A 23107-nucleotide genomic window follows, 5' to 3' on the forward strand; every position below is an offset into this window, starting at 1 on the left:
ACGGGTGATGTCCCCAGAGCTTCGGACAGCCCGGCGGGCGCGCGGATGATGTCAACCCGCGATAGCTCGGTGCAATACCCCTGGGGCACGGCCGATTTGAGCCGTCTTTCCCTCGTCTTGACCCAACCGTGCCCCTGGCATTCCGTTCCGGTGGCGGCTAGGCTCCGAGGCGGGGAAGTACCCGGAGCGGCGGGCCGCTTGATTCCGGCCGAGCGGCCCGCCGCGCCCGAACTCCCCTACCGGGCCGCCTTGTTCGCCGCCGCAAGACCGTTCGCCCAGAGGTCGTCGACCTGGCTGCGCTCGTTGCCGTCGGGGTAGGGGTTGGTGCAGGACGGGCCGGGGCCACCGCCCGACATCAGCTCGCTGCACGGGCCGGAGTAGTCGTCGGGCAGGCCGAGCACGTGCCCGGTCTCGTGGGCGGTCACCCGCAGCGAGTCGTACTCCTGGTTCTGCTGGTAGTCGAGGAAGACGTAGCCGTGGCCGTGGCCGTCGGTGCTGGCGTAGGAGCCCCGGCTGTCGCTGCCCTCGTAGTAGGAGAAGTCGCCGTTGCCGCCGGTCTCCTGGAGCTGCACGTTGCGCACCGAGCCGTTCCAGATCCGTGCGGCGCCGGCTATCTGGTCGGCGAAGGAGGGCGCATTGGCGGTGTCGTAGGTGACGGTGACGGTCCGCAGCCAGGGGTTCGCGGCCCGCTTGGCCTCGACCGAGGCCACCACGGCCCGGAAGAAGGCCCGGTTGTTCGCGGCCTCCGCGGCCGAACCGGCGTACGTGGCCGGGGTGTAGCCCTGGACGGCCGGGGCAGCGGGTGCGGCCGGCGCGGCGACGGCGGCGGTGGCGGGCAGGGTCGCGAGGCCGGCCGCGAGGGCGAGGCCCAGGGCGGCGGACAGCACGGATCGGTTCATGTGGGGGCTCCGGGTTCGCGGCGCGCCGCCCCGCCGGGACCGGTGGGGGCCGGGCACGGCGGCGGCGCGCGGTGGGGGACCGCCGGGGCCGGTGGCCGCGGCGGCTTGCTGCCCCCGAGCTTCGGACAGCCCGGGCCCGGCGCGGATGATGTCAACCGGCGATAGCACCGCCGCATACCGGCAGGGCCCCGTCACACGTTCCGTCGAGGCACCTTTGACTGCCTGTCATGTCCTTGGCGATCTGGCGCGGAGGCGTCTATGCTCCGGAACGTGGAGCTCGACGTGAGACACCTCCGGGTGCTGTGCGCGATCGCCGACAGCGGCAGCCTCCGCAAGGCCGCGCTCCAGCTCGGCATGACCCAGCCCTCCCTCACCACCCAGCTGCACCGCATCGAACGGGCCATCGGCGGAACCCTGTTCACCCGCGAGCAGACCGGCAGCAGGCCCACCCCGCTCGGCCACTCGGTGCTCTCCCGGGCCAGGCCGGTGATCACCGAGATGGCCGCGCTGGTGGCCGCCGCCCGCCAGGAGGCCCGCGACGCGACGGGGTCCGGCCGGCACCGGCGACTGCGCATCGGCAGCGTCGGCAGCCGCGCGGTCGCGGCCTGGCTGCGCCGGGTGCACGAGCGGCTGCCGGACACCGACACCACGATCCACGTCGACGTCTCGGCCAGCGCGCTGCTGCGGATGGTCGCCGCCGACCAGCTGGACGTGGCCTTCGTGCACGAGAGCGAGGGCTTCCCGCTGCGGGTGCCGCCGGACGCCGAGCAGCGGGTGCTGATGGCGCGCGAGCCGCAGTACGTCGAGCTCGCCGCGGGGCACCCGGCCGCGGCCCGCCAGGTCGTCCGCCTCACCGACCTCGCCGAGGACACCTGGATGGTCGACCCGACCGCCGACCACGAGTACGCGGCGATGCGCCGGGTGTTCAGCGGGGCCGGGCTCAACCCCCGTGTGCTGCAGGTGCGGGACAACGCCACCGCCGCCGAGCTGGTCGCCTCCGGCGAGGCCGTCCGCCCCTGTCAGCCGACCTCCCCACCGGGGCCCGGCACGGTCGTCCGCCCGGTGCACGGGGACCCGTTGGCCGTCCGGCTGCTGTTCACCTGGCGTCCGCGCGCGCTCAGCCCGCCCGCGCTGGACGCGCTGTACGGCGAACTGCGCGCCGCCTACCTGGACCTGGCCAAGGTCAACCCGGCCTACCTGGCCTGGCTGTCGCGGCACGAACCCGTCCTGCTGGGGCGGAGCTAGGACACGCCCGCGGCGGAGCCGGGACGCCCCCGGGTCCGGGCCGGGATTCCGCCGCGGCGGGGTCAGGACACGCCGGCGATCCTGCTCTCCCGGCCGTGGATCAGCACGCCCGCCGCCACCATCAGCGCGCAGACCAGGCCCGCCGCGAGCACTCCCGGGCCGCCGAACGCGGTGCAGGCCAGGACCAGCGCGGCCCCGACCGGCGCCACCGCCTGGGCGACCGCGCCGCGCTTGGTGTGCCGGGAGTGCAGGAACCAGACCGTGACCAGGTAGACCGCGGTGGGCACGGTGACCGTCGCGGTCGCGGCGGTGTCGGAGATCTCCGCCTTGTGCACCGCCGACTCCACCGCCACCTCCAGCCCGGCACCGATCGCCGCCGCCGAGGCGAACACCACGTAGTGCCCGTAACCCCAGGCGAAGGCCTGCCGGTTGGAGCGCAGGTGCTCGTGGACGGGCCGGGCGAAGTAGATCCACCAGGCGGCGAAGCAGATCAGCAGGCCGCCGGCCGCCACCGGCACCAGCCGGCCCAGCTCCTCGTGCTCGTCCACCGCCGACTGGACCGCGACGGTCGCCGCCGCGACCGTCTCGCCGAGCACGATGAGGGTGAACAGCCCGTACCGCTCGGAGATGTGGTGCGGGTGCCAGGAGGTCTGCATCCGCAGCTCCGCGATCACCGGGACCGCCAGCTCGCACAGCACGCCGATCGGGATGACGTACGGGCGGACGTCCTGCGGCAGGAACACCACCACCACCCAGCCGATCTGGCAGATCGTGATCCCCACCGCGTACCGCAGCGCGACCCGGCGGGCCTCCCCCTGCTCGCCGGCCGCCGCGCGCAGCCACTGCGTGACCATCGCGAGGCGCATCACCACGTACCCGGTGATCGCCAGGGTCAGGTCCTGGGTGGCGAACAGCCGCGGCACCCCCGCGGCGAGGATCAGCACCCCGGCGATCTGGACCAGTGTGGTGATCCGGTACGGCACGTCGTCGCAGTCGTACGCCGAGGCGAACCAGGTGAAGTTCATCCAGGCCCACCAGATCGCGAAGAAGGCGAGCGTGTAACCGCGCAGGCCGTCGCCGTAGTGCCCGGCCGCGAGGTAGTGGGCCAGTTCGCGCCCGGCCTGGCCGACCGCGACCACGAAGCAGAGGTCGAAGAAGAGCTCCAGCGGGGTGGCGACCCGGTGCGGCTCGTGGCGGTCGCGCGGGACCATCCGGCGCACCGGCGGCGGGTCGACGTGGTGCGCGCGGGGTGCCGGGGCGGCGGGATCACTGGCCATCGGGGCTGCTCCGGGGTCGGGAGGGGCGGATCGTCCCCGCGCATCCTGACAGCGCCCCGGGCCCGGCGCACGCACCGGCACGGCGCGTGCGCCGGGTGGTGCGCCCCTGCCGGGACCCGCCGCACCCCACCGGCGAAGACCCCGCTCACCGCGTTCTTCCCTTGCCGTCAGCCGTAGTTGACGCACCGGTGCGCGAAGTGGGTGACAGCTCGGCGGGTTTCCGGACGCGCCCCGCGTGATGCACCGCGAGGGGCCGGGGCGCCGCTAGATTCATCCCCGGTCGGAAGAGCGCGGGCCCTGCGGGGCCCATGAGACGGGCGGTCTGCGGGCAACGCGGAAGGTCAAGGCGGGTGGCGGGACAGCGGGGGCGGCAGAGCCGACCTTCCCGTGTCCGCACCACCGGCCTCGTGATCACCGCGCTGCTCGCCAGCGCCTGCCGTGCGGCCCGCGTCGCCGTGTCCGCGGCGGCTACTTCTCCCAGCCGACCTTGCTGTAGTCCTCCGCCGCGAGACCGAACGCGCCGTAGTTGGCGAGGCCCTTGCGCGCCGCCACGACCGTGGGCCGCTGGTAGAGCTCGACGGTGTGGCCGAGCTCCCAGATCTTCGCGTCCGCCTGGTTGTAGAGCTTCGCGGCCTCCACCGGGTCGACCGTCCCGGCCGCCTTCTTCAGCAGGCCGTCGATCTCCGGGGTGCCCAGCCGGGAGGGGTTGCTGAAGGTGTTGTCGCCCACCGGCAGCCGGAAGTTGGCCAGGCTCTTGGAGTCGGGGAAGGAGTCGGTGTTGCGCCAGCTCGCGATGTCGAACTTGCCCGGGGTGACGTACTTGGCGAAGTAGTCGTTGGCGGCCACCTTGTCCAGGTCGACCTTGACCCCGACCGTCTGCCACATCGCCGCCGCCGCGGTGGCGAGGTCGAGCTGGGCCTGGGTGGAGCCGTCGCTGAGCACCCAGTGCAGCTCCAGCGACTGCCCGTCCTTGGTGCGCGGGCCGCCGCCGGACTCCTTCCAACCGGCCTCGTCCAGCAGCTTCTTGGCCGCGGCCTGGTCGAACTTCGCCCAGTCGCCGGAGTTGTCCTGGTAGCCGGTCTGGTTGGGCATGATGATGTGGTTGCCGAGCGGCTTGAACTCCACCGGCACCCCGTTGTTGGCGATCTTGATCAGCGCCGAGCGGTCGATGGCCCTGCCGAGCGCCTGGCGGACCCTCTGGTCCGCCAGCGCGCCGGTGCCGCCGAAGGAGATGTGCACCTCGTCCCACGGGCTGGCGGCCCGGATCACGGTGTCCTTGGCGCCCTTGAGCTGGCCGTACGCGGTGGCCGTGCCGGCCGAGGCGAAGTCGATCTCGTTGTTGAGGTACGCCTGGATGCTCGCCGACTTGTCCATCACCCGGAAGGTGATCTTGTCGAGCTTGGCCCGGGTGCCCCACCAGGCCGGGTCCGGGACGAGGCTGATGGTCTGCGCGGTCTTGTCCGCCACGCCGATCTTCAGCGGGCCCGCGGTGATCGGGATCTTCTCCACCCAGCCCTTGTTGAAGTCGTCCGGGGTGGCGATGCCGGCCGCCGGCACCAGCGGACGGAACAGGTTCTGCCAGTCCGCGTACGGCTCCGAGAAGGTGACCTTCACCTCGGACGGGTCGGCGCCCTGCTCGACAGCGGAGATCAGCTCGTAGCCGGACGGGTCGTAGCCGTTGTACGCCGGGTCCTTGCCGTTGCTCGCCTGCCAGTCGGCCTTGAAGTCCAGGTAGCTCAGCGGCTTGCCGTCCGACCACTTGGCCTTGGGGTTGAGCTTGTAGGTGATCACCTGCGGCGAGGTCGAGGTGACCTTGGCCTCCACCAGGTAGTTCGGGTTCGCCTGGAAGGCCCCGGAGGCGTCGGTGCCGAAGAGCGTCGGCTCCAGGGCCCGGATCAGGTCCACCGTGTCGGTGTACGAGCCGCCGTCCACCTGCAGCGGGTTCCACTGGCTGATCCACTGGTCCAGCGCGAAGCGCACCTCGCCGCCGTCCTTGATCTGGTCCAGCGGCTTGGCGTTGATGTCCTGGGAGTCCTGCCTCGGCGGCTCGCTCCTGGCCACGTCGCCGGACGAGCCGCCCCCGCCCGAGGTGCACGCGGTGACCGCGAGCGCGACGGCGACGGCCGCGGCGGCCGCCCGGCCGAGACGGCGGGCCGTGGTGGAAGCGTCCATGGGGGTCCCCCTGGTGGCGTGGGTCGGAACGTGAATCGGGCGCGAGAGGCATGACTGGGCTTGAGCGTGGGCACTCAATCCGGCATCGAGCCAGAGGAACGTAACAGCGGATCAGATCCGCCACCAGGGGGAGGAACGCACGCCTGATCCAAACGTCACGGGGGGCAACACCGTCGCAACACCGCCGCCGTCCCCGAATGCTTCACTCTGACCTGCGCTTTCCCAACTGCCGCTCCGAATACGCCACCTGACGGCCCGACCGGGCCCCGACCGAAGGCCGAGACCCGATGCCCACCAGACGCGTCGGCCCCGCCCCCACCCCGGGCGGCCGTTGATGCTCCGCTACCTGGCGAAGCGGCTGAGCTACTACGCGGTGCTGCTGATCGCCGCCGTCTTCCTGGCGTACGCGATCTCCGCGACGGCCCTGCAGCCGCGCGCCTACTTCGACGCCAAGGTCCCCCGCCCGTCCGCCGCATCGGTCGAACGCCAGCTCACCGCCCTCAACCTGAACGACCACACCCCGGTGCTCGACCGCTTCGGCCACTGGGCCGGCGGGCTGCTGCACGGCGACCTCGGCCGGACCATCCACGACACCCCGGTCACCGACGACTTCGGCCGCCGGGTCTGGGTGTCCCTGCGGCTGCTGCTGATCGGCAGCCTGCTCGGCATCCTCCTCGGCATCGCCGCCGGGGCGTGGAGCGCCGTCCGCCAGTACCGGATCTCCGACCGGCTGCTGACCGTCCTGTCCTTCGTCCTGCTCTCCACGCCGGTCTTCCTGGTCGCGCTGTTCCTCAAGAACGGCGCCATCGCCGCCAAGGACGCCGCCGGCCACGAGGTGATCCCGTTCACCGGCTACGAGACCCCCGGGCTCACCGGCGGCCTCGGCGCCCACCTGTCCGACTGGGCGCTGCACCTGCTGCTGCCCACCATCTCGCTGGCCCTCGGCGGCCTCGCCACCTACAGCCGCTACCAGCGCGGCACCATGCTCGACGTGCTCGGCTCCGACTACCTGCGCACCGCCGAGGCCAAGGGCCTCACCCGCGGACGGGCGCTGCTGAAGCACGGGCTGCGCACCGCCGTGATCCCGATGTCGACCATGTTCGCGTACAGCTTCCTGGGCATCTTCACCGGCGCGATCTTCACCGAGACGATCTTCGGCTGGCACGGCATGGGCGAGTGGCTGATCCAGTCGATCAACGAACAGGACGTCAACTCGGTGGTGGCGATCAACCTGTTCACCGCGGTCGTCGTCCTCGTCTCCGGTTTCCTCGCCGACACCCTGCACGCCGCCCTCGACCCGCGCGTGCGGTCCTGACCGGAGGAGACCCGAGATGACCACCCTCTCCGCCCAGCCGGCCGAACCCACCGGGCCCGCCGGGCCGGCCGGACTCCCGCTGTCGGCCGGCACCCCCCGGGCCGCCGGCCGCGGCCGGCTCGTCCTGGCCCGGCTGCTCGCCGCGCGCGGGGCGCTCGTCGGAGCCGCCGTCGTCCTGCTGCTGTTCGCCCTCGCCTTCGGCGGGCCGTTCCTCACGCCCTGGGACTACGCCACCCCCGACTTCTCCGCGCTGCACCAACCCCCGTCCGCCGAGCACTGGTTCGGCACCAACGGGGTCGGCCAGGACGTGTTCGCGCAGACCCTCCGCGGGCTGCAGAAGTCGCTCGTCATCGGCCTGCTGGTGGCGCTCCTGTCCACCGTGCTGGCCTCCGTGGTCGGCGCCTGCGCCGGCTACTTCGGCGGCTGGGCGGACCGGGCACTGATGTTCCTGGTCGACCTGCTGCTGGTCTTCCCCGCCTTCCTGATCATCACCATCGTCTCGTCGCGGCTGAAGAGCGCCGGCTGGATCGCCTTCGTCCTGCTGCTCGCGCTGTTCAACTGGATGATCACCGCCCGGGTGGTCCGCTCGATGACCATCTCCCTGCGCGAGCGCGAATTCGTCCGCGCCGCACGGTTCATGGGCGTACGGCCGCTGCGGATCATCAGCCGGCACATCCTGCCGAACGTCGCCTCCTTCCTCATCATCGACGCCACCATCGCGGTCGGCGGCGCCGTGATGAGCGAGACCGCCCTCTCCTACTTCGGCTTCGGCGTCAAGGCTCCGGACGTCTCCCTCGGCACCCTGCTCGCCGCCGGGACCAGCGAGGCGCCGGTGTTCCCCTGGCTGTTCTACTTCGCCGCCGGGCTGCTGGTGCTGTTCGTGCTCGCCGTCAACCTGATCGGGGACGGGCTGCGCGACGCCCTCGACCCCACCTCCGGGACCGCGCCCCGCCGTTCCCGCCGCCGCGGCCGCCCACCGCGGCCCGACCGCCCCCGCCGTTCCGCCGGCGGTCCGCTCGGCAGCAGCCGTTCCGACAGCCGTAGGAAGCGCCCGTGACCACCACCGTCGAAACCCCGCTGCTCGCCGTCCGGGACCTGCGGGTGGACTTCGCCGGGCCGCACGGCCCGGTCCCCGCCGTCCGCGGGGTGGACCTCACGCTGCGGCGCGGCGAGACCCTCGGCATCGTCGGCGAGTCCGGCTCCGGCAAGTCCGTCACCGCACTGTCCGTACTCGGCCTGCTGCCCGGGACGGCACGGGTCAGCGGATCGGTGCGACTGGACGGACGGGAGCTGGTCGGACTGCCCGGCAAGGAGCTGGCGGCGATCCGGGGCCGCCGGGTCGCGATGGTCTTCCAGGACCCGCTCTCCGCCTTCACCCCGGTCTACCGGATCGGCGACCAGATCGCCGAGGCGGTCCGCGTCCACCAGCGGGTGGACAAGGCCACGGCACGGCGCCGGGCCGCCGAACTCCTCGACCTGGTCGGCATCCCGGCGCCCGACCGGGCCCTGGACAGCTTCCCGCACGAGTTCTCCGGCGGCATGCGCCAGCGCGCGATGATCGCCATGGCCGTCGCCAACGAGCCCGACATCCTGCTCGCCGACGAACCCACCACCGCGCTCGACGTCACCATCCAGGCCCAGGTGCTGGACGTGCTGCGCACCGCCCGCCGGGAGACCGGCGCCGCGCTCGTCCTGGTCAGCCACGACCTCGGGGTGATCGCCGGAACGGCCGACCGGGTCGCGGTGATGTACGCGGGGCGGGTGGTCGAGACGGCCGACGTGGACGAGCTGTTCGCGGCCCCGCACCACCCGTACTCGCTCGGGCTGATCGGCGCGCTGCCCCGGCTGGACGGGCGCGGCGGTCCGCTGGTGCCGATCCCCGGCGCTCCCGCGCCGATGGCCGAGCTGCCGCCGGGCTGCCCGTTCGCGGCGCGCTGTCCGCTGGCGGAGGAGCGCTGCTCGGTGTCGGAGCCGGTCCTGGAGGGCCCGGACGACCACCTGTCGGCGTGCGTGCGGTCGGCGGAACTCGCCGAGCGGCGGCCCGCGCCGGCCGAGGTCTACCCCGTACCGGAGCTGCCGGCCGCCTCCGCTCCCGGGGACCGCGCCGACCTGGCACCGGTGCTGGCGGTGAGCGGCCTCGGAAAAACGTTTCCGCTCCTCAAGGGCACGGTGTTCAAGCGCAAGGTCGGCGAGGTCTACGCGGTGGACGGCGTCGACCTCGACCTGCGCGAGGGCGAGACCCTCGGCCTGGTCGGGGAGTCCGGCTCCGGCAAGTCCACCACGCTGTTCGAACTGCTGCGGCTCGGCGCCCCGGAGACCGGCCGGATCGAACTGCTCGGCCACGACACCGCGAAGCTCACCCGGGCCGAGGCCCACCGGCTCCGGGGCGAACTGCAGATCGTCTTCCAGGACCCGATGGCGAGCCTCGACCCCCGGATGCCGATCGGCGACATCATCGCGGAACCCCTGCTCGCCCAGCGCTCCCCCCGCGCGGAGATCGCCCGCCGGGTGCCCGAACTGCTCCGCCAGGTCGGCCTCGACCCCGACCACGCCGTCCGCTACCCGCACCAGTTCTCCGGCGGCCAGCGCCAGCGCGTCTCGATCGCCCGGGCACTCGCCGTCCGCCCCAGGCTGCTGGTGCTGGACGAACCGGTCTCCGCGCTGGACGTCTCCATCCAGGCCGGGGTGCTCAACCTGCTGCAGGCGCTCAAGGCCGAACTCGGGCTCTCCTACCTGTTCGTCTCGCACGACCTCTCGGTGATCAGGCACCTCGCCGACCGGGTCAGCGTGATGTACCTCGGCCGGACGGTCGAACAGGGCGAGGTCTCCGCCGTCTTCGACCGCCCCCGCCACCCGTACACCCGCGCCCTGCTCTCCGCCGTCCCGCTCCCCGACCCCGCCGCGGAACGCGCCCGCGACCGCATCCTGCTCGCCGGCGACCCGCCCTCCCCCACCGAGCGCCGCACCGGCTGCCCCTTCCGCACCCGCTGCCCGCGCTACACCGCGCTCACCACCCCGGCCGACCGGACCCGCTGCGAGCAGGAACGGCCCGCCCTGACCGGCGGCCCGCCGGGCACGGACCACCAGGCGGCCTGCCACCACCCGGAGGGGCCGCCCGCAGACGGTCACGGCAAGTGACCACCCGCGCACGATTCGGTGGATCGGGCCCGCGCCGTGTAATGTCTTCGACGTCAGCAAGCGCCGCTAGCTCAGTTGGTTAGAGCAGCTGACTCTTAATCAGCGGGTCCGGGGTTCGAGTCCCTGGCGGCGCACATGGCAAGGTCTCAGGCCGCTCACTTCGGTGGGCGGCCTGATTCGTTTCCCGGTGGGGTACGGCTGTTCCCGTGACGCCTTCCGATTCCCGTCCTCTCCCCGAGGAACTGATACTGCTGTGCGCCCATCCGAACCACGGGCGCTTCCGGGCCCCGGTCAGCGAGTTCCACCACGCGGTCGCCCTGATCGGCGTCAGCGGCCTGGAACACCGCCTCTACCCCGGGCGGCCAGGCGCCCCGATCAGACGCGCCGTACGGAAACCGGCCCGGGACCTGCCCATCCCGCAGGCGGTCCGGCGGGTCGGCTCCAGCGACTGAGCCCGGGGCGGGGCCCGGTCCTCCGGCGGCCCGCTCGGCCCCGGTCGATTCCTCTTGCCGGTGCCCCGGCCGGCCCTCCGGCGGCTTCCCGTCGGAGGGCCGGTCCGCACGTCAGCGGGTGTCGAGCACGGCCGAGGCCACCGCGTCCGGGCGGTCGAACATCACCAGGTGCCCGGCCGGGGCCGTGGTGCGGAAGTCGGCGCCGAGCAGTGCCGCGAGTTCCCGCTGCTCGGCCAGCCAGGCCTCGGTCCGGCGGTTCCGGCAGCCGTCGTCGGCGGCCAGCACGGTGATCGGCAGGTCCTCCGGCAGCGGCCGGGTGCGGCGCAGCCCGTCCAGCTCGGCCGCCGTGTCCAGGTAGCGCGCGTTCTCCCGCAGCAGCGCGCGCAGCGCCCGGCCGGTGCGGTAGCAGTGCCGGACCAGCGGTTCCGGGGCGAGGTCCTCGCGCCGGACGGTGGACAGCCGGGCCACCGTCCGGCGGACGGTCGGGCCCAGCAGGTAGGGCACGGCGAGGGCGGTGGCGGCGCCGGCCACCGCCCGGGCCGCCAGGTCTCGGGCGGCGGGCGCCGGGTACGGCCGGGCCGCCGGTTCGACGCTGCCGTCGACCAGGACCAGCCCGGCGGTCCGCTCGGGGTGCAGCCGGGCGAAGGCCTCGACGTGGAAGCCGGCGAGCGAGTGACCGACGACGGTGCAGGGCTCCCGCAGCCCGAGGCCGTCCAGCACCGTCAGGATCCGCCCGGCCTCGCCGGCCGCCGTCGGAGCGGGCCGACCGGTGGCGGGCTCGCCGGCACTCAGCCCGTAACCGGGGCGGTCGTAGCGGACCACGGTGCGGTAGGGGGTGAGGAACGGGACGACGAGGTCCCAGTCGAACCAGCTACTGCCGAGGCCGCCGCTGAGCAGGCAGACCGGGCCGCTGCCCTCGGTGCGGACGTGCAGCGGCACGCCGTCGATGCGCAGGAAGCGCGCCCGGGTGCCGGGGCCACTCGGACGGCCGGGGCCGCCGGGGCCGCTCTGGCCGCCGGGATCGCTCGGACGGCCGGGGCCGCCGGGGGTTCGGGAGTCGCCGGGCTGTCGGGGGTCGCCGGGTCCGGTCATGCCGGCCTCCGTGCCGGGAGCGGCCGGGCCGGGTCGTGCCGCTCCGGCCGGTCCCGCCGGGCGGACCGGGCGACGCCCACGGCCAGGACGGCCAGCCAGAGCGCGACCAGCAGCACCTGCAGCCGCTGGCCGGCCCCGAGCGCCCAGGTGCCGCGCCCGGCCTGGAAGGCGGCGATCGCGGCGAGGCTCCAGCCGGTGGCGAGCAGTTCGGCGCCCAGCAGCCAGGGCCCGATCCGGCCCACCGGCGGCCACCAGCCGTGACGACGGGCGGCGACGGTGAGCGCGACCAGTGCGGTGAGCGCGCCGAGCACCGCGAGGCTGCTGGTGACGGCGTGCGCGGTATGGGTCGCGGGGACGAGCCCGGCGGTCTCGCGGGCGGCGCACATCTCGTCGCTGGTCGGGGTGCAGCTGAGCGGCAGCCGGGAGTCGGCGGCGGTCGCGGCGCCGAAGACGGCCAGGGCGGACCAGCCGACGAGCGCCCAGCGACGGCGCCGGGAGCCCCCGGTCCGCCCGGTGGCCCGCCCGGCCGTCCGTCCGGTGGTCTCCCCGGGGGCCTTCTCCTCGGCCGTCCCGCTCGCGAGTCCGCTCGCGAGGGCGGTACCGGCGGCGGCGAGCAGGCAGAGCCCGGCGACCAGGTCGGTGGCCCGGAACAGGCCGCCCAGCGGCTGGTCCTCGGCGGCGAGTTCGCTGATGTACGCCTGCACCGGGTCGAGACCGGTGCTCAGCACGACCTCCAGCACCCAGGCGGTGTACGCCACGGCGCTGAGCAGCAGCAGGACGGCGACCGTCGTCCGCCCGGCACGGTGTCCTGGCTGGGGGCTGGGCACGGTTCCACCCTAACCAGCGGCGAACTCCGGCCCAACCCGGAGGAAAAGGACGGTTCGGACGGCTGCCACCGAAAGCGGTTCGAGGCACCCCTCCGGACCGTGTATTGTTCTCCAGGTCAGCAGGCGCCGCTAGCTCAGTTGGTTAGAGCAGCTGACTCTTAATCAGCGGGTCCGGGGTTCGAGTCCCTGGCGGCGCACAGACAGTTGGGGAGCCTCTCGCAACAGCGAGGGGCTCCCCGATTTTTTGGCCCTCGAAGTCCGATTTGCGTGTGATGTCGGTCTCGATTGGTGCCCCGACGGAGCCATCAGGCCCGTCCTGCTCGTCAGGGCAGTAAAACCGGAATCGGGACAAAGGTCCCCGACCGCCGATGTCCCCCGCCCGTGCAGGCTGCTTCGGTCCGCCCGCAGGAAAGGCCGCGCTTTGTCCCGAAACGCCCAGAGCGGCCGTCGCACGCCGCCGATCAGTCTCCGGCCGGTCAAGCGCTTCGTGCGCTCCACCGGCGCGGCTGGCTTCTCCGGCGGACCCGGTGGGTCCGGTGGGTCCGGCGGCGGCAAGCCGCGTCGGCCGAAGCGCACCGGCTGGCGCCGGCTGATACCCACCTGGCGGATGACCCTGCTCGGCTTCGCCTCGGCGCTGCTGCTCGGCATCGGCCTGTTCGTGCTGGGGATCACGCTGGTGAAGGTCCCGGACGCGCACGCCGCCGCGACCGCGCAGAGCAACACCTGGCTCTACTCGGACGGCTCGGTGATCACCCGCACCGGCCAGACCAACCGGCAGAACGTCGCCCTGGACAAGGTCTCCCCCGCCGCCCAGCACGCCGCGCTGGCCGCCGAGGACCGCAACTTCTACAACGAGGGCGCGGTCAACATCCAGGGCCTGGTCCGGGCCGCGGTCAACACCGCCAAGGGCGAGGGCACCCAGGGCGGGTCCACCATCACCCAGCAGTACGTGAAGAACACGTACCTGAACCAGAAGCAGTCGATCACCCGCAAGGTGAAGGAACTCTTCATCGCCATCAAGGTGGACGCCACCGAGAGCAAGGACGACGTCCTCTCCGGCTACCTGAACACCTCCTACTACGGCCGCGGCGCCTACGGCATCCAGGCCGCGGCCCAGGCCTACTTCGGCGTCGACGCCTCCGCGCTCAACCCGGCGCAGGGCGCCTACCTGGCCACCCTGCTGAACGCACCGAGCGCCTACGACGTGGCCACCGCGACGGCCGCGGGCAAGCAGAACGCCGTCAACCGCTGGAACTACGTGCTCGACGGCATGGTCAAGGAGGGCTGGCTCCCCGCCGAGGAGCGGGCCGCCACCACCTTCCCGGACGTCCGGGACCCGCAGCCCAACCCGGGCCTGTCCGGCCAGGCCGGCTACCTGGTCGACGCGGCCACCCAGTACCTGACCTCGACCAACGTCATCAGCGAGACCGAGCTGGCCAAGGGCGGCTACACGATCAAGCTGAGCATCGACCCGGGCCGCCAGCAGGCCCTCCAGGACTCGGTCCAGGCGCAGCTGCGCGACACCCTGAACCCGGACAAGCGGAAGAAGGACGCCTCCGCCCAGGCCGGCGCCGTCTCGGTGGACCCGAAGACCGGCGCGGTCGTCGCCCTGTACGGCGGTGTCGACTACGTGAAGCACTACGTGGACAACGCGACCCGGCGCGACTACCAGGCCGGTTCGACCTTCAAGGCGATCGCGCTGGCCGCCGCCTTCGAGAACGACGCCAAGACCCAGGACGGCCGCACCGTCACCCCGCGCACGGTCTACGACGGCACCAGCGGCCGGAAGGTCCGCGGCGGCAAGGGCACCCCGTACGCGCCGCCGAACGAGGGCGACAAGAGCTACGGCCAGATCACCCTGCAGCAGGCCACCGACTGGTCGGTCAACTCGGCGTTCGCGCAGCTCGCGCAGGACACCGGGCTGCAGAAGGTCAAGGACACCGGCATCGCCCTGGGCCTGCCCGGCAACACCCCGGGCCTCGACCCGGTGCCCTCCATCCCGCTGGGCGCGGCCACCCCGAGCGTGCTCGACATGGCCGGCGCGTACGCCACCCTGGACAACGGCGGCAAGCAGATCACCCCGTGGCTGGTGCAGTCCGTGGACCGCGAGGGCGAGGCCGTGCCGCTGCCCGCGCACAAGACCACGCAGGCGATCAGCGCGGACACCGCCAACCAGGTCACCTCGATGCTCCAGGGCGTGGTGAGCGACCCGGGCGGCACCGGCTGGCGAGCAAAGGGGCTGGGTCGCCCGGTGGCGGGCAAGACCGGCACCACCGACGACCAGAAGTCGGTCTGGTTCGTCGGCTACACCCCCGAGCTGGTCACCTCGGTCGCCCTGTTCGGCCAGGACCCGGGCACCGGCGCCCAGGTCAGCCTGAGCGGCGTCGGCGGGATCGACGGCGCGGCGGGCGGCCAGTACCCGGCGCAGATCTGGACGGCCTACATGAAGGCCGCGCTCAAGGGCCAGCCGGTCAGCGACTTCCCGACCCCGGCCGACGACTACTCGGGCGCCGACGACCTGCCGACCGCGCCGAGCACGCCGAGCGGCACCCCGTCGACGGTCGCCCCCACCGGCGGCCCGACCAGCGGCCCCACCCCCTCGGGCTCCGGCTCGAAGGCGCCGTCGGACGGAACCGGCGGGGCCACCACGGCACCGACGGATCCCCCGACCGACCAGCCGACCGGTCAGCCCACCACCCGGCCGACCGGACGACCCACCACGCGGCCGACGCCGACCACGCAGCCGACCACGGACCCGACCTCTCAGCCGACCACCCAGCCCACGGGCGGGACGGACGCGCTCGTCGGGGCGGGCACGGCGGCCTCGTCGCGGTCCGGGGGCTGACCTCAGCCGGTCCGGGGCCGGCTTCGGGGCTGACCTGCTGGGGGGGCTGACCTCGGGGGAAGCGAGTGATCGACTGATCGGGCTCGGCCGACCGGGCCCGATCGGTCGGCTCGGTGATTGCGCCAGTGCGCACAGTTGAGTGCAGGACCAAATGCCGAAATGGCGCCTTACCGAACTATCGGTATGACTGTCACAATGCGGCGGTGCACAGATCAACGGCCTCCCCCACCCTCCCCTCGGGCCGAACCCTCGGCCTCGGTCTCGCGCTGGTCTCCGCCTTCGCCTTCGGCGGCTCCGGCACTGCGGCCAAGCCGCTGATCGAGGCCGGCCTCTCCCCACTGCACGTGGTGTGGCTACGGGTCACCGGCGCCGCCGTGGCGCTCCTCCCGATCGCCTACCGGCACCGGGACGCCGTCCTGCGCCGTCCCGGCCTGCTGCTCGGCTTCGGCCTGCTCGCCGTGGCGGGCGTCCAGGCCTGCTACTTCGCGGCGATCTCCCGCATCCCGGTCGGCGTCGCCCTGCTCATCGAGTACCTCGGGCCGCCGCTGCTCATCGGCTACGTCAAGTTCGTCCAGCGCAGGCCGATCAGCCGGGGCTCGGCCATCGGCGCCGGCATCGCGGTGGCCGGACTGGCCTGCGTGGTCGAGGTCTGGAACGGCCTGAGCTTCGACGCCCTCGGCGTGCTGTTCGCGCTCGGCGCCGCCTGCTGCCAGGTCGGCTACTTCGTGCTCGCCGACGCCGGCCGCCGGGGCGAGCGCCCGGTCGACCCGCTGGCCGTCAGCGCGTACGGGCTCCTCATCGGCGCCGTCCTGCTCACCGCCGTCGCCCGGCCCTGGCAGGCCGACTGGAGCCCGCTCGGCGGCGACGTGGTGATGAACGGGCACACCCTGCCCGCGTTCGTCCCGGCCGTGTGGATGGTCCTGATCGCGACCGTGCTCGCCTACCTGACCGGCGTGATCTCCGTCGGGTACCTCTCGCCACCGGTCGCCGGGGTGGTGGCCAACCTGGAGGCCGTGGTCGCCACCGTGCTGGCCTGGGTGCTGCTCGGCGAACACCTGGGGCTGCCGCAGATCGCGGGCGGCCTGCTGGTGCTGGCCGGGGCCTTCGCGGCGCAGGTCAGCACGCCCGGGGCGGAGGAGAAGGCGGCGGTGGCACCGGACGCGACTGCCGCCGTGGCCGGGGCGGCCACCGACCCGGATCCGGAGGACCGAGCGGCCACGACCGCTCGGACGGGATCCGCGACGGCTTCGTAGGAACCGGCGGCGGCCACCGGCTCCCGCCGCCAGCGGGGCCGGCGGGTCGCCGCCGAGCATGAGACCGACGGGGCCGTCGCCGAACGCGGGGCCGACCGGCCCTCCGCCGAGCGTGGGGTCAGCGGGCTCACCGCCGGACGTGGGCCGACAGGGTCACCGCCGAGCGCGGGCTCAGCGGGCTCCCCGCCGAACGCGGGCCGACAGGGTCACCGCCGGACGTGGGCCGACAGTGCCGCCGCCGAGCGTGGGCTCAGCGGCCGGTCCAGCCGAACCAGTCGAAGTGGTTGATCGGCCAGACGACGGCCGACACCGGCCCGACCACGTTGCTCACCGGCACGGCGCCGCCGCCGGGGCCGCGCTGGTGGTAGCGGGAGTCGGCCGAGTCGCTGCGGTGGTCGCCCTCGACCCAGACGTAGCCCGACGGCACCTTCACCGGACCGAAGTCCAGGCCCGCGCAGGAGTCGTCGCCCGGGTGCAGGTACGGCTCGTCCACCTTCCGTCCGTCGACGCTCAGGGTGGTCCCCTCGCACTGGACGGTCTGGCCGCCGGTCGCGATGACCCGCTTGACCAGGTAGTTGTCGTCCTTCGGCGGCACCAGCCCGACGAAGCTGAGCGCCGAGCTCACGCCGTCGGTGAGCGGGTTCGGGTCGGTGGGCTGGGGCGGCAGCCAGCCCCCCGGGTCCTTGAACACCACCGGCTGCCCCGGCTGCGGCTCCCAGCCGGTCAGCGGCGCCAGCTTGTTCACGCCGACCCGGTCGCCGATCCGCAGGGTGTTCTCCATCGAGCCGGACGGGATGGAGAACACCTGGAACAGGCAGGTCTTGATCAGCAGCGCGACCGCCAGGCCGACCACGATCATCGCCGGCAGCTCGATCCACCACGGGCGGGGACGACGGCCCGAGCGGCCCGTCCCCTCACCGCCACCCGGACGGGTGCCCCGGCGCCCGCGCGAGCCACGGGCCCTGCGGCGCGCCTCGGCACGGCCGCCGGACACCCCGTGGGTGTGCGGGGCGTCCTGGGCGGCGGAATCGCCGGGGGCTCCGCTGGGCGTATCGGGCAGGTTCACCGCCATCGTCGCTGCTCCACCTCTCCGGCCGGGGAACCTGCACGGTACGCCAACCGCGGAGCCTGGCGAAATCGGGCATTTAGCCGTCACCGACATCGCGGGGTGCCTCCGTCCCGCCCTGCGCGGGCGGCGGACGGATGCCGGCGGCGCCCCCGGGGCCCCTCCTTCCTGCGGTTCTCCCCCTCAGGAGCCGCAGTTCCCCCTTCAGGCGCGCGCGATGGCCTCGTGGTGCCGGATGACCTCGGCGATGATGAAGTTCAGGAACTTCTCAGCGAAGACCGGGTCCAGCTTCGCGCCGGCGGCCAGCTCGCGGAGCCGCTTGATCTGGTCGCGCTCGCGTGCCGGATCGGCCGGCGGCAGCTTGTGCTCGGCCTTGAGCCGGCCGACCCGCTGGGTCGCCTTGAAGCGCTCGGCCAGCATGTGGACCACCGCGGCGTCGATGTTGTCGATGCTCTCGCGCAGGCTGGTCAGCTCAGCCCGTACGGCGTCGTCGATCCCCTCGGACAGGCCGGCGTCGGGGGTCGTGGAGTGGTCCGTCATCGGGGCGGCTCCCGGTGTCTGGGTGGGCGCCCGACCGTACGGCGGCCGGGCTCGGGCCCGGGCAAATCTAACAGGGCCCCCGCTCACGCCAGGCACCGCTGAGCGGATCCGTCCACGATCCGGACAGCCGTCCGGACTCCCGGAACGCCCCCGGGCGACCGGCGCCGCCCGGCCCTGCCGACGCGGCGTGACACGCCGGGCCGGGCACCGGGCTGCCCGTAGGCTGGTGCGTGCATGACCGGAAGTGACCGCTGAGCAGTCCCCTGTAGTGGAGGTACCGATCGTGGCAACCACTCGCACCGCTCGTACGGCCTGGGAGGGCAACCTCCTCCAAGGAAAGGGCCAGACGACCTTCGTCTCGTCCGGGATCGGCACGTACCCGGTGTCCTGGCCGGCCCGCGCCGAGCAGCCCAACGGCATGACCAGCCCGGAGGAGCTCATCGCGGCCGCCCACTCGGCGTGCTTCTCGATGGCCCTCTCGCACGGCCTGGCCAACGCCGGGAACCCGCCCCGCACGCTGGACACCCAGGCCGACGTCACCTTCCAGCCGGGTGAGGGCATCACCGGTATCCACCTGACCGTCACCGGCGACGTGCCGGGCCTGGACGAGGCCGGCTTCGTCAAGGCCGCCGAGGACGCCAAGGCCAACTGCCCGGTCAGCCAGGCCCTGACCGGCACCACCATCACCCTGACGGCGAAGCTGGCCTGACGGACCGACGACTGACGGACCGACGACTGACGGACCGGCGGCTGACGGACCGGCGGCTTCCTCCGCCACTTCGTCCGCTCGTCCGCCCCAGGTGCCACCCCGGCGCGCAACCGGCGCCCGGGGGCGCGACTTCGGCGCACGCGCCCCTGGTGCACATCATGTGATGTGCACCAGGGGCGTCTGCACGTACCGCCACCCATGATCACAAAGCGGGCGAATCACCCTCGCGGCGGTCACCGCGCGTTGCCGTCGCGGCCTATGATCGGCCGAAGCGCCCTGTTCTTCACGCGGGTCCCCGTGCGACAGCGCCCCACGGCGGGCGCGCCGCAGCGGACCGACTCCGAGGACCGCGACAGAGTGCGGAGCCGGCCGCCGGAATCCCGACTGACCGGCCTGACCATCGTCAAGCGTCAGCAGCGGACGGGAGCATGCCGTGCCGGGCCAGAACGAGGGGGCCGACGCACACCACCCGGGCGTGCGGCACGAGGAATCACCACACCACCGCCGCCTCGCCGCGCCGTTCCTCGATCCGGCCGCCGCGCCGGTCCCCGGCGCCGCAGTCGGACCCGTCGCAGGGGTCGGACCCGTCGGCGGAGCCGCGACCGGGCCCGCAGTGGGGCCTGCGGGAGGGCCGGTGGGAGGGTCGGCCGCAGGATCCGGCGCCAGGCCGTCCACCGGAGCGCTCGCCCCGCCCGGTGCCTGCGGGACGCTGGAGGAACCCGAGGTGCTGCTCTGCCCCACCTGCTCGGCCCCGCTCACCGACGGCACCCACCGCGCCGGGGCCGACGGGGCCGACCGGGCGAACGGCGGCGACCGGCTGCTGGCCGCACTGCGGGCCAGCGAGTCCCGGTTCCGGGCAGCCTTCTGCGACGCGGTCATCGGGATGGCCCTGATCGACCCCGAGGACCGGATCATCGAGGTCAACCCCGCCTTCGCCACCCTGATCGGACAGGGTGTCGGCGACCTGGTCCGCACCCACCTGCACGAGATCATCGACCCGGAGGGCATGCCGGCCAGGCTGTTCTCCGAGCTCGTCCACGGGGAGCGGGAACGGTTCCGCGTGGAGAAGCAGCTCAAGCACCGCGAGGGCCACGACGTCTGGAGCAAGGTCACCGTCTCGCTGATCCGGGACGGCGCCGGGGAGCCGCTCTACACCCTCGCGCTGGTGGAGGACATCTCCGAACAGCGCCGGCTCGGCGACCGCCTGGAGTACCAGGCCCTGCACGACCCGCTGACCCGGCTGCCCAACCGGGCCTACTTCTTCGAACGGCTCGACGCCGCCTGCGTCACGGCCGCCGAGGAGCCCGCTCCGGGCCCGACCGACGACGAAGGCCGCCGGGTCGGCGTCTGCTACCTGGACCTCGACGGCTTCGCGGCGATCAACGAGGCCCTCGGCCACCACATCGGCGACCAGCTGCTGATCGCCGTCGCCACCCGGCTGCGGCGCGGGTTCGACGGGTACGACACCCACCTGGTGGCCCGGATGGGCGGCGACGAGTTCGCCGTCCTGGTCACCGACAGCCTGGGCAGCGAGCAGCTGACCGAGCTGGCCGGCCGGATCCTGGAGGTGCTGGAACGTCCCTTCGACGTCGCCGGGCACCGGCTGGTGATCACCGCCAGCGTGGGCGTGGTCGAACGGTCCGTGCACGAGACCACCCCGACCGACCTGGTCAAGGACGCCGACGCCACCCTCTACTGGTCCAAGGCCGACGGCCGCGCCCGCTGGACCCTTTACGACCCGGACCGCGGCGCCCACCAGCTCACCCGCCAGCTGCTCGCCACCGCGCTGCGGCCGGCCCTGGAACGCGGCGAGTTCACCATCGAGTACCAGCCGCTGGTCGGCCTGGCCGACGGCGCCGTGCACGGAGCCGAGGCCCTGGTCCGCTGGCGCCACCCCCGCTACGGGACGCTCTCCCCGGACCGGTTCATCCCGCTCGCCGAGGAGTCCGGCGCGATCGTGCCGCTCGGGAAGTGGGTGCTGGAGGAGTCCTGCCGCCAGGCCCGCCAGTGGCTCACCGAGTTCCCGGACACCGAGACCTTCGTGAGCGTCAACCTGGCCGCCCGCCAGATCTGGGACTCCGACGTCGTCGCCGACGTCGCCCGCGCCCTCGAACGCACCGGCCTGCCCGCCCGGCTGCTCCAGCTGGAGATCACCGAGAGCGCCCTGCTCGGCCCCGGCGGACGTCCGCTGCAGGCCCTCCAGGCCCTCGCGGACATGGGCGTGCGGATCGCCATCGACGACTTCGGCACGGGCTACTCCAACCTGGCCTACCTCTCCAGGCTCCCCGTCCACGTGCTGAAGCTGGACGGCACCTTCATCGAGGGCTTCCGCGACCCGGCCCCCGCCGACCGCCCCGGCCTCCCCGAGCTCGGCACCCGCCGCAGCGACGCCGACGAGCAGATCGTCGGCGCGATGGTGCAGCTGGCCCACACCCTCGGCCTGACCGTCACCGCCGAGGGCATCGAGAGCGCGGCCCAGGCCGAGCGGCTGCGGCTGACCGGCTGCGACACCGCCCAGGGCTGGTACTTCGCCCGACCGGGCGAGGCCGCGCTGGTCGCGGCCATACTCCGCGACGGCCGCCCCGCCCTGGACGGGCGGTAGCGGCAGCGGGACGCGGAGGCGGGGCGTCGGGCAGCCGCCGCCCGGGGCGGTCAGGCGTGCACAGCGGCGGTCGGGCCCCTGCTGTCAGGCGGCTCCTGCCGTCAGGCGTCTGCCGTCAGGCCGTACGCCTCGGCGATCAGGCCGTAGGAGCGGAGGCGGGCCTCGTGGCCGTGGATGTGCGAGGTGACCATCAGCTCGTCCACCCCGGTCCGCTTGCGCAGGGCCTCCAGCCCGTCGGCGACCCGGCCCGGGTCGCCGAGCACGACGTTGTCGAGCCAACTGTCGATGAAGTCCGCCTCGGCCGGGCTGTACGGGTACTGCTCGGCCTCCTCCGGGGTGGGGATCGGGCCGGGGTTGCCCCGCCGCAGCCGGAGCATGCCGAGCGCGGCGGAGCGGGCCAGCCGGCGGGCCGAGGGCTCGTCGTCGGCGGCGACCGCGCTCACGCCGATCAGGGCGTACGGCTCGGTGAGCACGGCGGAGGGGCGGAAGGACGACCGGTAGAGGTCCAGGGCCGGGAGGGTGTTGGCGCTGCTGAAGTGGTGGGCGAAGGCGAACGGGAGGCCGAGGCGGCCCGCGAGTCGGGCGCTGAACCCGGAGGACCCGAGCAGCCAGACCGGCGGGCGGCCCTCGCCCCGGGGAACGGCGGTGAGCTGGGCGTACGGGTGCCCGGTGGGGAAGTCGCCGTCGAGGAAGTGGGTCAGCTCGGCGAGTTGCTGGGGGAAGTCGTCCGCGCCCTCGGCCTGGCCGCGGCGCAGCGCGCGGGCGGTCGCCGGGTCGGTGCCGGGGGCGCGGCCGAGCCCGAGGTCGATCCGGCCGGGGTGCAGGGCCTCCAGCAGGCCGAACTGCTCGGCGATGGCCAGCGGGGCGTGGTTGGGGAGCATCACGCCGCCCGAACCGAGCCGGAGCATCGTGGTGTTCGCCCCGAGGTGGGCGAGCAGGACGGCCGGGGTCGAGCTGGCCACGCCGGGCATGCCGTGGTGCTCCGCGACCCAGAACCGGTGGTAGCCCCACTGCTCGGCCTTGCGGGCCAGCGTCGTGGTGGCCGCCAGCGCCTCGGCGGGCGTGTGGCCGGCGCCGACGGTCGCCAGGTCGAGGATCGAGAGCGGAGCGGGCGCCGTGCCGCGGGCGGTGCCCCGGATCGCTGCGCCGGCCACCGGCCCGGTCCCGTGCTCCTGCTGGTCCTCGCTGGTCATGCCGTCCGCCCTCCTGGCTGTCGTGAGCCGTCCTCCGTGTGGCGACGTGCCGGTCCCGGACGGCCCGGCGGTCGCTGTTGCCGACCGGGGTCAACCACGGCGGGCGGCTCGCTGTTCCCGTGGTCGGGGCACCGTTCGCCCCCGGTCCGAACACGTTTCGGCCATTCCTCCGGGGGCCGCCGACCACTCGTGCAACTGACGGAGAGCCAGCGCACGGACACGGTTGGCGACTTCACGCCAGCGCCGGAAGTCGCCAGGGCCAGGGCTCGCGACGGCGGCCGACATCCGGCAGGCTGGTGATCAGGAGCGGATCGCTGAGCGGGATCCGCGCTCCACCAGCAAGATCGTCGGGCTGGACCAGTTCCGGACGATCACTGCGAGCCCTCGGCGCGGCACCCCGCCCCGGGGGCTCGTTCGGTTCCTGGCGGCGACGACGGCAGCCTTCCCCGACGGAGGCTCGTCCTCCGCCCCGCCCGGTGCGC

General features: G+C 73.6%; 17 protein-coding genes and 2 tRNA genes. 11 read left to right on the plus strand and 8 right to left on the minus strand.

Annotated elements, in window-relative coordinates; all coding sequences use genetic code 11:
* Positions 1–236: 236 nt before the first annotated feature.
* Positions 237–899, minus strand: a complete 663-nt coding sequence (snpA, locus tag ACIRST_RS31490; RefSeq protein WP_402806337.1) for a snapalysin — start codon at positions 897–899, stop codon at positions 237–239.
* A 270-nt stretch (positions 900–1169) separates the two neighbouring features.
* On the opposite strand from snpA, the gene ACIRST_RS31495 reads away from it, so the two are divergent.
* Positions 1170–2144: a LysR family transcriptional regulator gene (locus ACIRST_RS31495; RefSeq protein WP_350521894.1), complete on the plus strand. Its 975-nt coding sequence runs from the start codon at positions 1170–1172 to the stop codon at positions 2142–2144.
* A gap of 62 nt (positions 2145–2206) precedes the next feature.
* On the opposite strand, the gene ACIRST_RS31500 is transcribed toward ACIRST_RS31495, so the two are convergent.
* On the minus strand, positions 2207–3421 hold the full coding sequence (locus tag ACIRST_RS31500; RefSeq protein ID WP_350521893.1) for a low temperature requirement protein A: 1215 nt from the start codon (positions 3419–3421) through the stop codon (positions 2207–2209).
* A 468-nt stretch (positions 3422–3889) separates the two neighbouring features.
* On the minus strand, positions 3890–5593 hold the full coding sequence (locus tag ACIRST_RS31505; protein ID WP_402806340.1) for an ABC transporter family substrate-binding protein: 1704 nt from the start codon (positions 5591–5593) through the stop codon (positions 3890–3892).
* 334 nt (positions 5594–5927) lie between these two features.
* Here ACIRST_RS31505 and ACIRST_RS31510 point away from each other — a divergent pair, with 334 nt between their 5' ends.
* The 5 genes from ACIRST_RS31510 to ACIRST_RS31530 all read left to right on the plus strand — a co-directional run bounded on the left by ACIRST_RS31510 (position 5928) and on the right by ACIRST_RS31530 (position 10498).
* Positions 5928–6908, plus strand: a complete 981-nt coding sequence (locus ACIRST_RS31510; protein ID WP_402806343.1) for an ABC transporter permease — start codon at positions 5928–5930, stop codon at positions 6906–6908.
* 16 nt (positions 6909–6924) lie between these two features.
* Positions 6925–7965 (plus strand): ABC transporter permease, encoded by a 1041-nt coding sequence (locus ACIRST_RS31515; protein WP_402806346.1) that lies wholly within the window; start codon positions 6925–6927, stop codon positions 7963–7965.
* Entirely contained in the window at positions 7962–10046 is a 2085-nt protein-coding gene (locus tag ACIRST_RS31520; RefSeq protein ID WP_402806349.1) for a dipeptide ABC transporter ATP-binding protein, read from the plus strand. Before ACIRST_RS31515 ends, ACIRST_RS31520 begins: the two co-directional genes overlap by 4 nt.
* 60 nt (positions 10047–10106) lie before the next feature.
* Positions 10107–10180 (plus strand) — tRNA-Lys (locus tag ACIRST_RS31525).
* 72 nt (positions 10181–10252) lie between these two features.
* Entirely contained in the window at positions 10253–10498 is a 246-nt protein-coding gene (locus tag ACIRST_RS31530) for a hypothetical protein (protein ID WP_402806351.1), read from the plus strand.
* A gap of 111 nt (positions 10499–10609) precedes the next feature.
* On the opposite strand, the gene ACIRST_RS31535 is transcribed toward ACIRST_RS31530, so the two are convergent.
* Together ACIRST_RS31535 and ACIRST_RS31540 are read right to left on the minus strand one after the other, a co-directional pair.
* Positions 10610–11590: an alpha/beta fold hydrolase gene (locus tag ACIRST_RS31535; RefSeq protein WP_402806354.1), complete on the minus strand. Its 981-nt coding sequence runs from the start codon at positions 11588–11590 to the stop codon at positions 10610–10612.
* Positions 11587–12417 (minus strand): DUF998 domain-containing protein, encoded by an 831-nt coding sequence (locus ACIRST_RS31540; RefSeq protein ID WP_402806357.1) that lies wholly within the window; start codon positions 12415–12417, stop codon positions 11587–11589. Before ACIRST_RS31540 ends, ACIRST_RS31535 begins: the two co-directional genes overlap by 4 nt.
* A 123-nt stretch (positions 12418–12540) precedes the next feature.
* Here ACIRST_RS31540 and ACIRST_RS31545 point away from each other — a divergent pair.
* From ACIRST_RS31545 to ACIRST_RS31555, 3 genes are all read left to right on the plus strand, one after another.
* Positions 12541–12614 (plus strand) — tRNA-Lys (locus ACIRST_RS31545).
* Between the two features lie 224 nt (positions 12615–12838).
* Positions 12839–15262 (plus strand): transglycosylase domain-containing protein, encoded by a 2424-nt coding sequence (locus ACIRST_RS31550; protein ID WP_402806360.1) that lies wholly within the window; start codon positions 12839–12841, stop codon positions 15260–15262.
* A gap of 203 nt (positions 15263–15465) precedes the next feature.
* Complete coding sequence (locus ACIRST_RS31555) at positions 15466–16515, plus strand: EamA family transporter (protein ID WP_402806363.1); 1050 nt, start codon at positions 15466–15468, stop codon at positions 16513–16515.
* A 250-nt stretch (positions 16516–16765) separates the two neighbouring features.
* On the opposite strand, the gene lepB is transcribed toward ACIRST_RS31555, so the two are convergent.
* Together lepB and ACIRST_RS31565 are read right to left on the minus strand one after the other, a co-directional pair.
* Positions 16766–17587, minus strand: a complete 822-nt coding sequence (gene lepB / locus ACIRST_RS31560) for a signal peptidase I (RefSeq protein ID WP_402806366.1) — start codon at positions 17585–17587, stop codon at positions 16766–16768.
* Positions 17588–17785: 198 nt separating this feature from the next.
* Complete coding sequence (locus ACIRST_RS31565; RefSeq protein ID WP_030060240.1) at positions 17786–18121, minus strand: chorismate mutase; 336 nt, start codon at positions 18119–18121, stop codon at positions 17786–17788.
* Positions 18122–18404: 283 nt separating this feature from the next.
* Here ACIRST_RS31565 and ACIRST_RS31570 point away from each other — a divergent pair, with 283 nt between their 5' ends.
* Both ACIRST_RS31570 and ACIRST_RS31575 read left to right on the plus strand, forming a co-directional pair.
* A complete protein-coding gene (locus ACIRST_RS31570) occupies positions 18405–18830 on the plus strand; it encodes an OsmC family protein (protein ID WP_350521882.1) in 426 nt (141 codons plus the stop codon).
* Between the two features lie 724 nt (positions 18831–19554).
* Positions 19555–21432, plus strand: a complete 1878-nt coding sequence (locus ACIRST_RS31575; protein ID WP_402806400.1) for a putative bifunctional diguanylate cyclase/phosphodiesterase — start codon at positions 19555–19557, stop codon at positions 21430–21432.
* A 101-nt stretch (positions 21433–21533) separates the two neighbouring features.
* On the opposite strand, the gene ACIRST_RS31580 is transcribed toward ACIRST_RS31575, so the two are convergent.
* Positions 21534–22625 carry an LLM class flavin-dependent oxidoreductase gene (locus tag ACIRST_RS31580; RefSeq protein ID WP_402806369.1) on the minus strand — a complete coding sequence of 364 codons (1092 nt, stop codon included), beginning with the start codon at positions 22623–22625 and terminating at the stop codon, positions 21534–21536.
* Positions 22626–23107 lie beyond the last annotated feature (482 nt).

The organism is Kitasatospora sp. NPDC101447, from assembly GCF_044767225.1.
In the GTDB taxonomy this organism is placed as follows: domain Bacteria; phylum Actinomycetota; class Actinomycetes; order Streptomycetales; family Streptomycetaceae; genus Kitasatospora.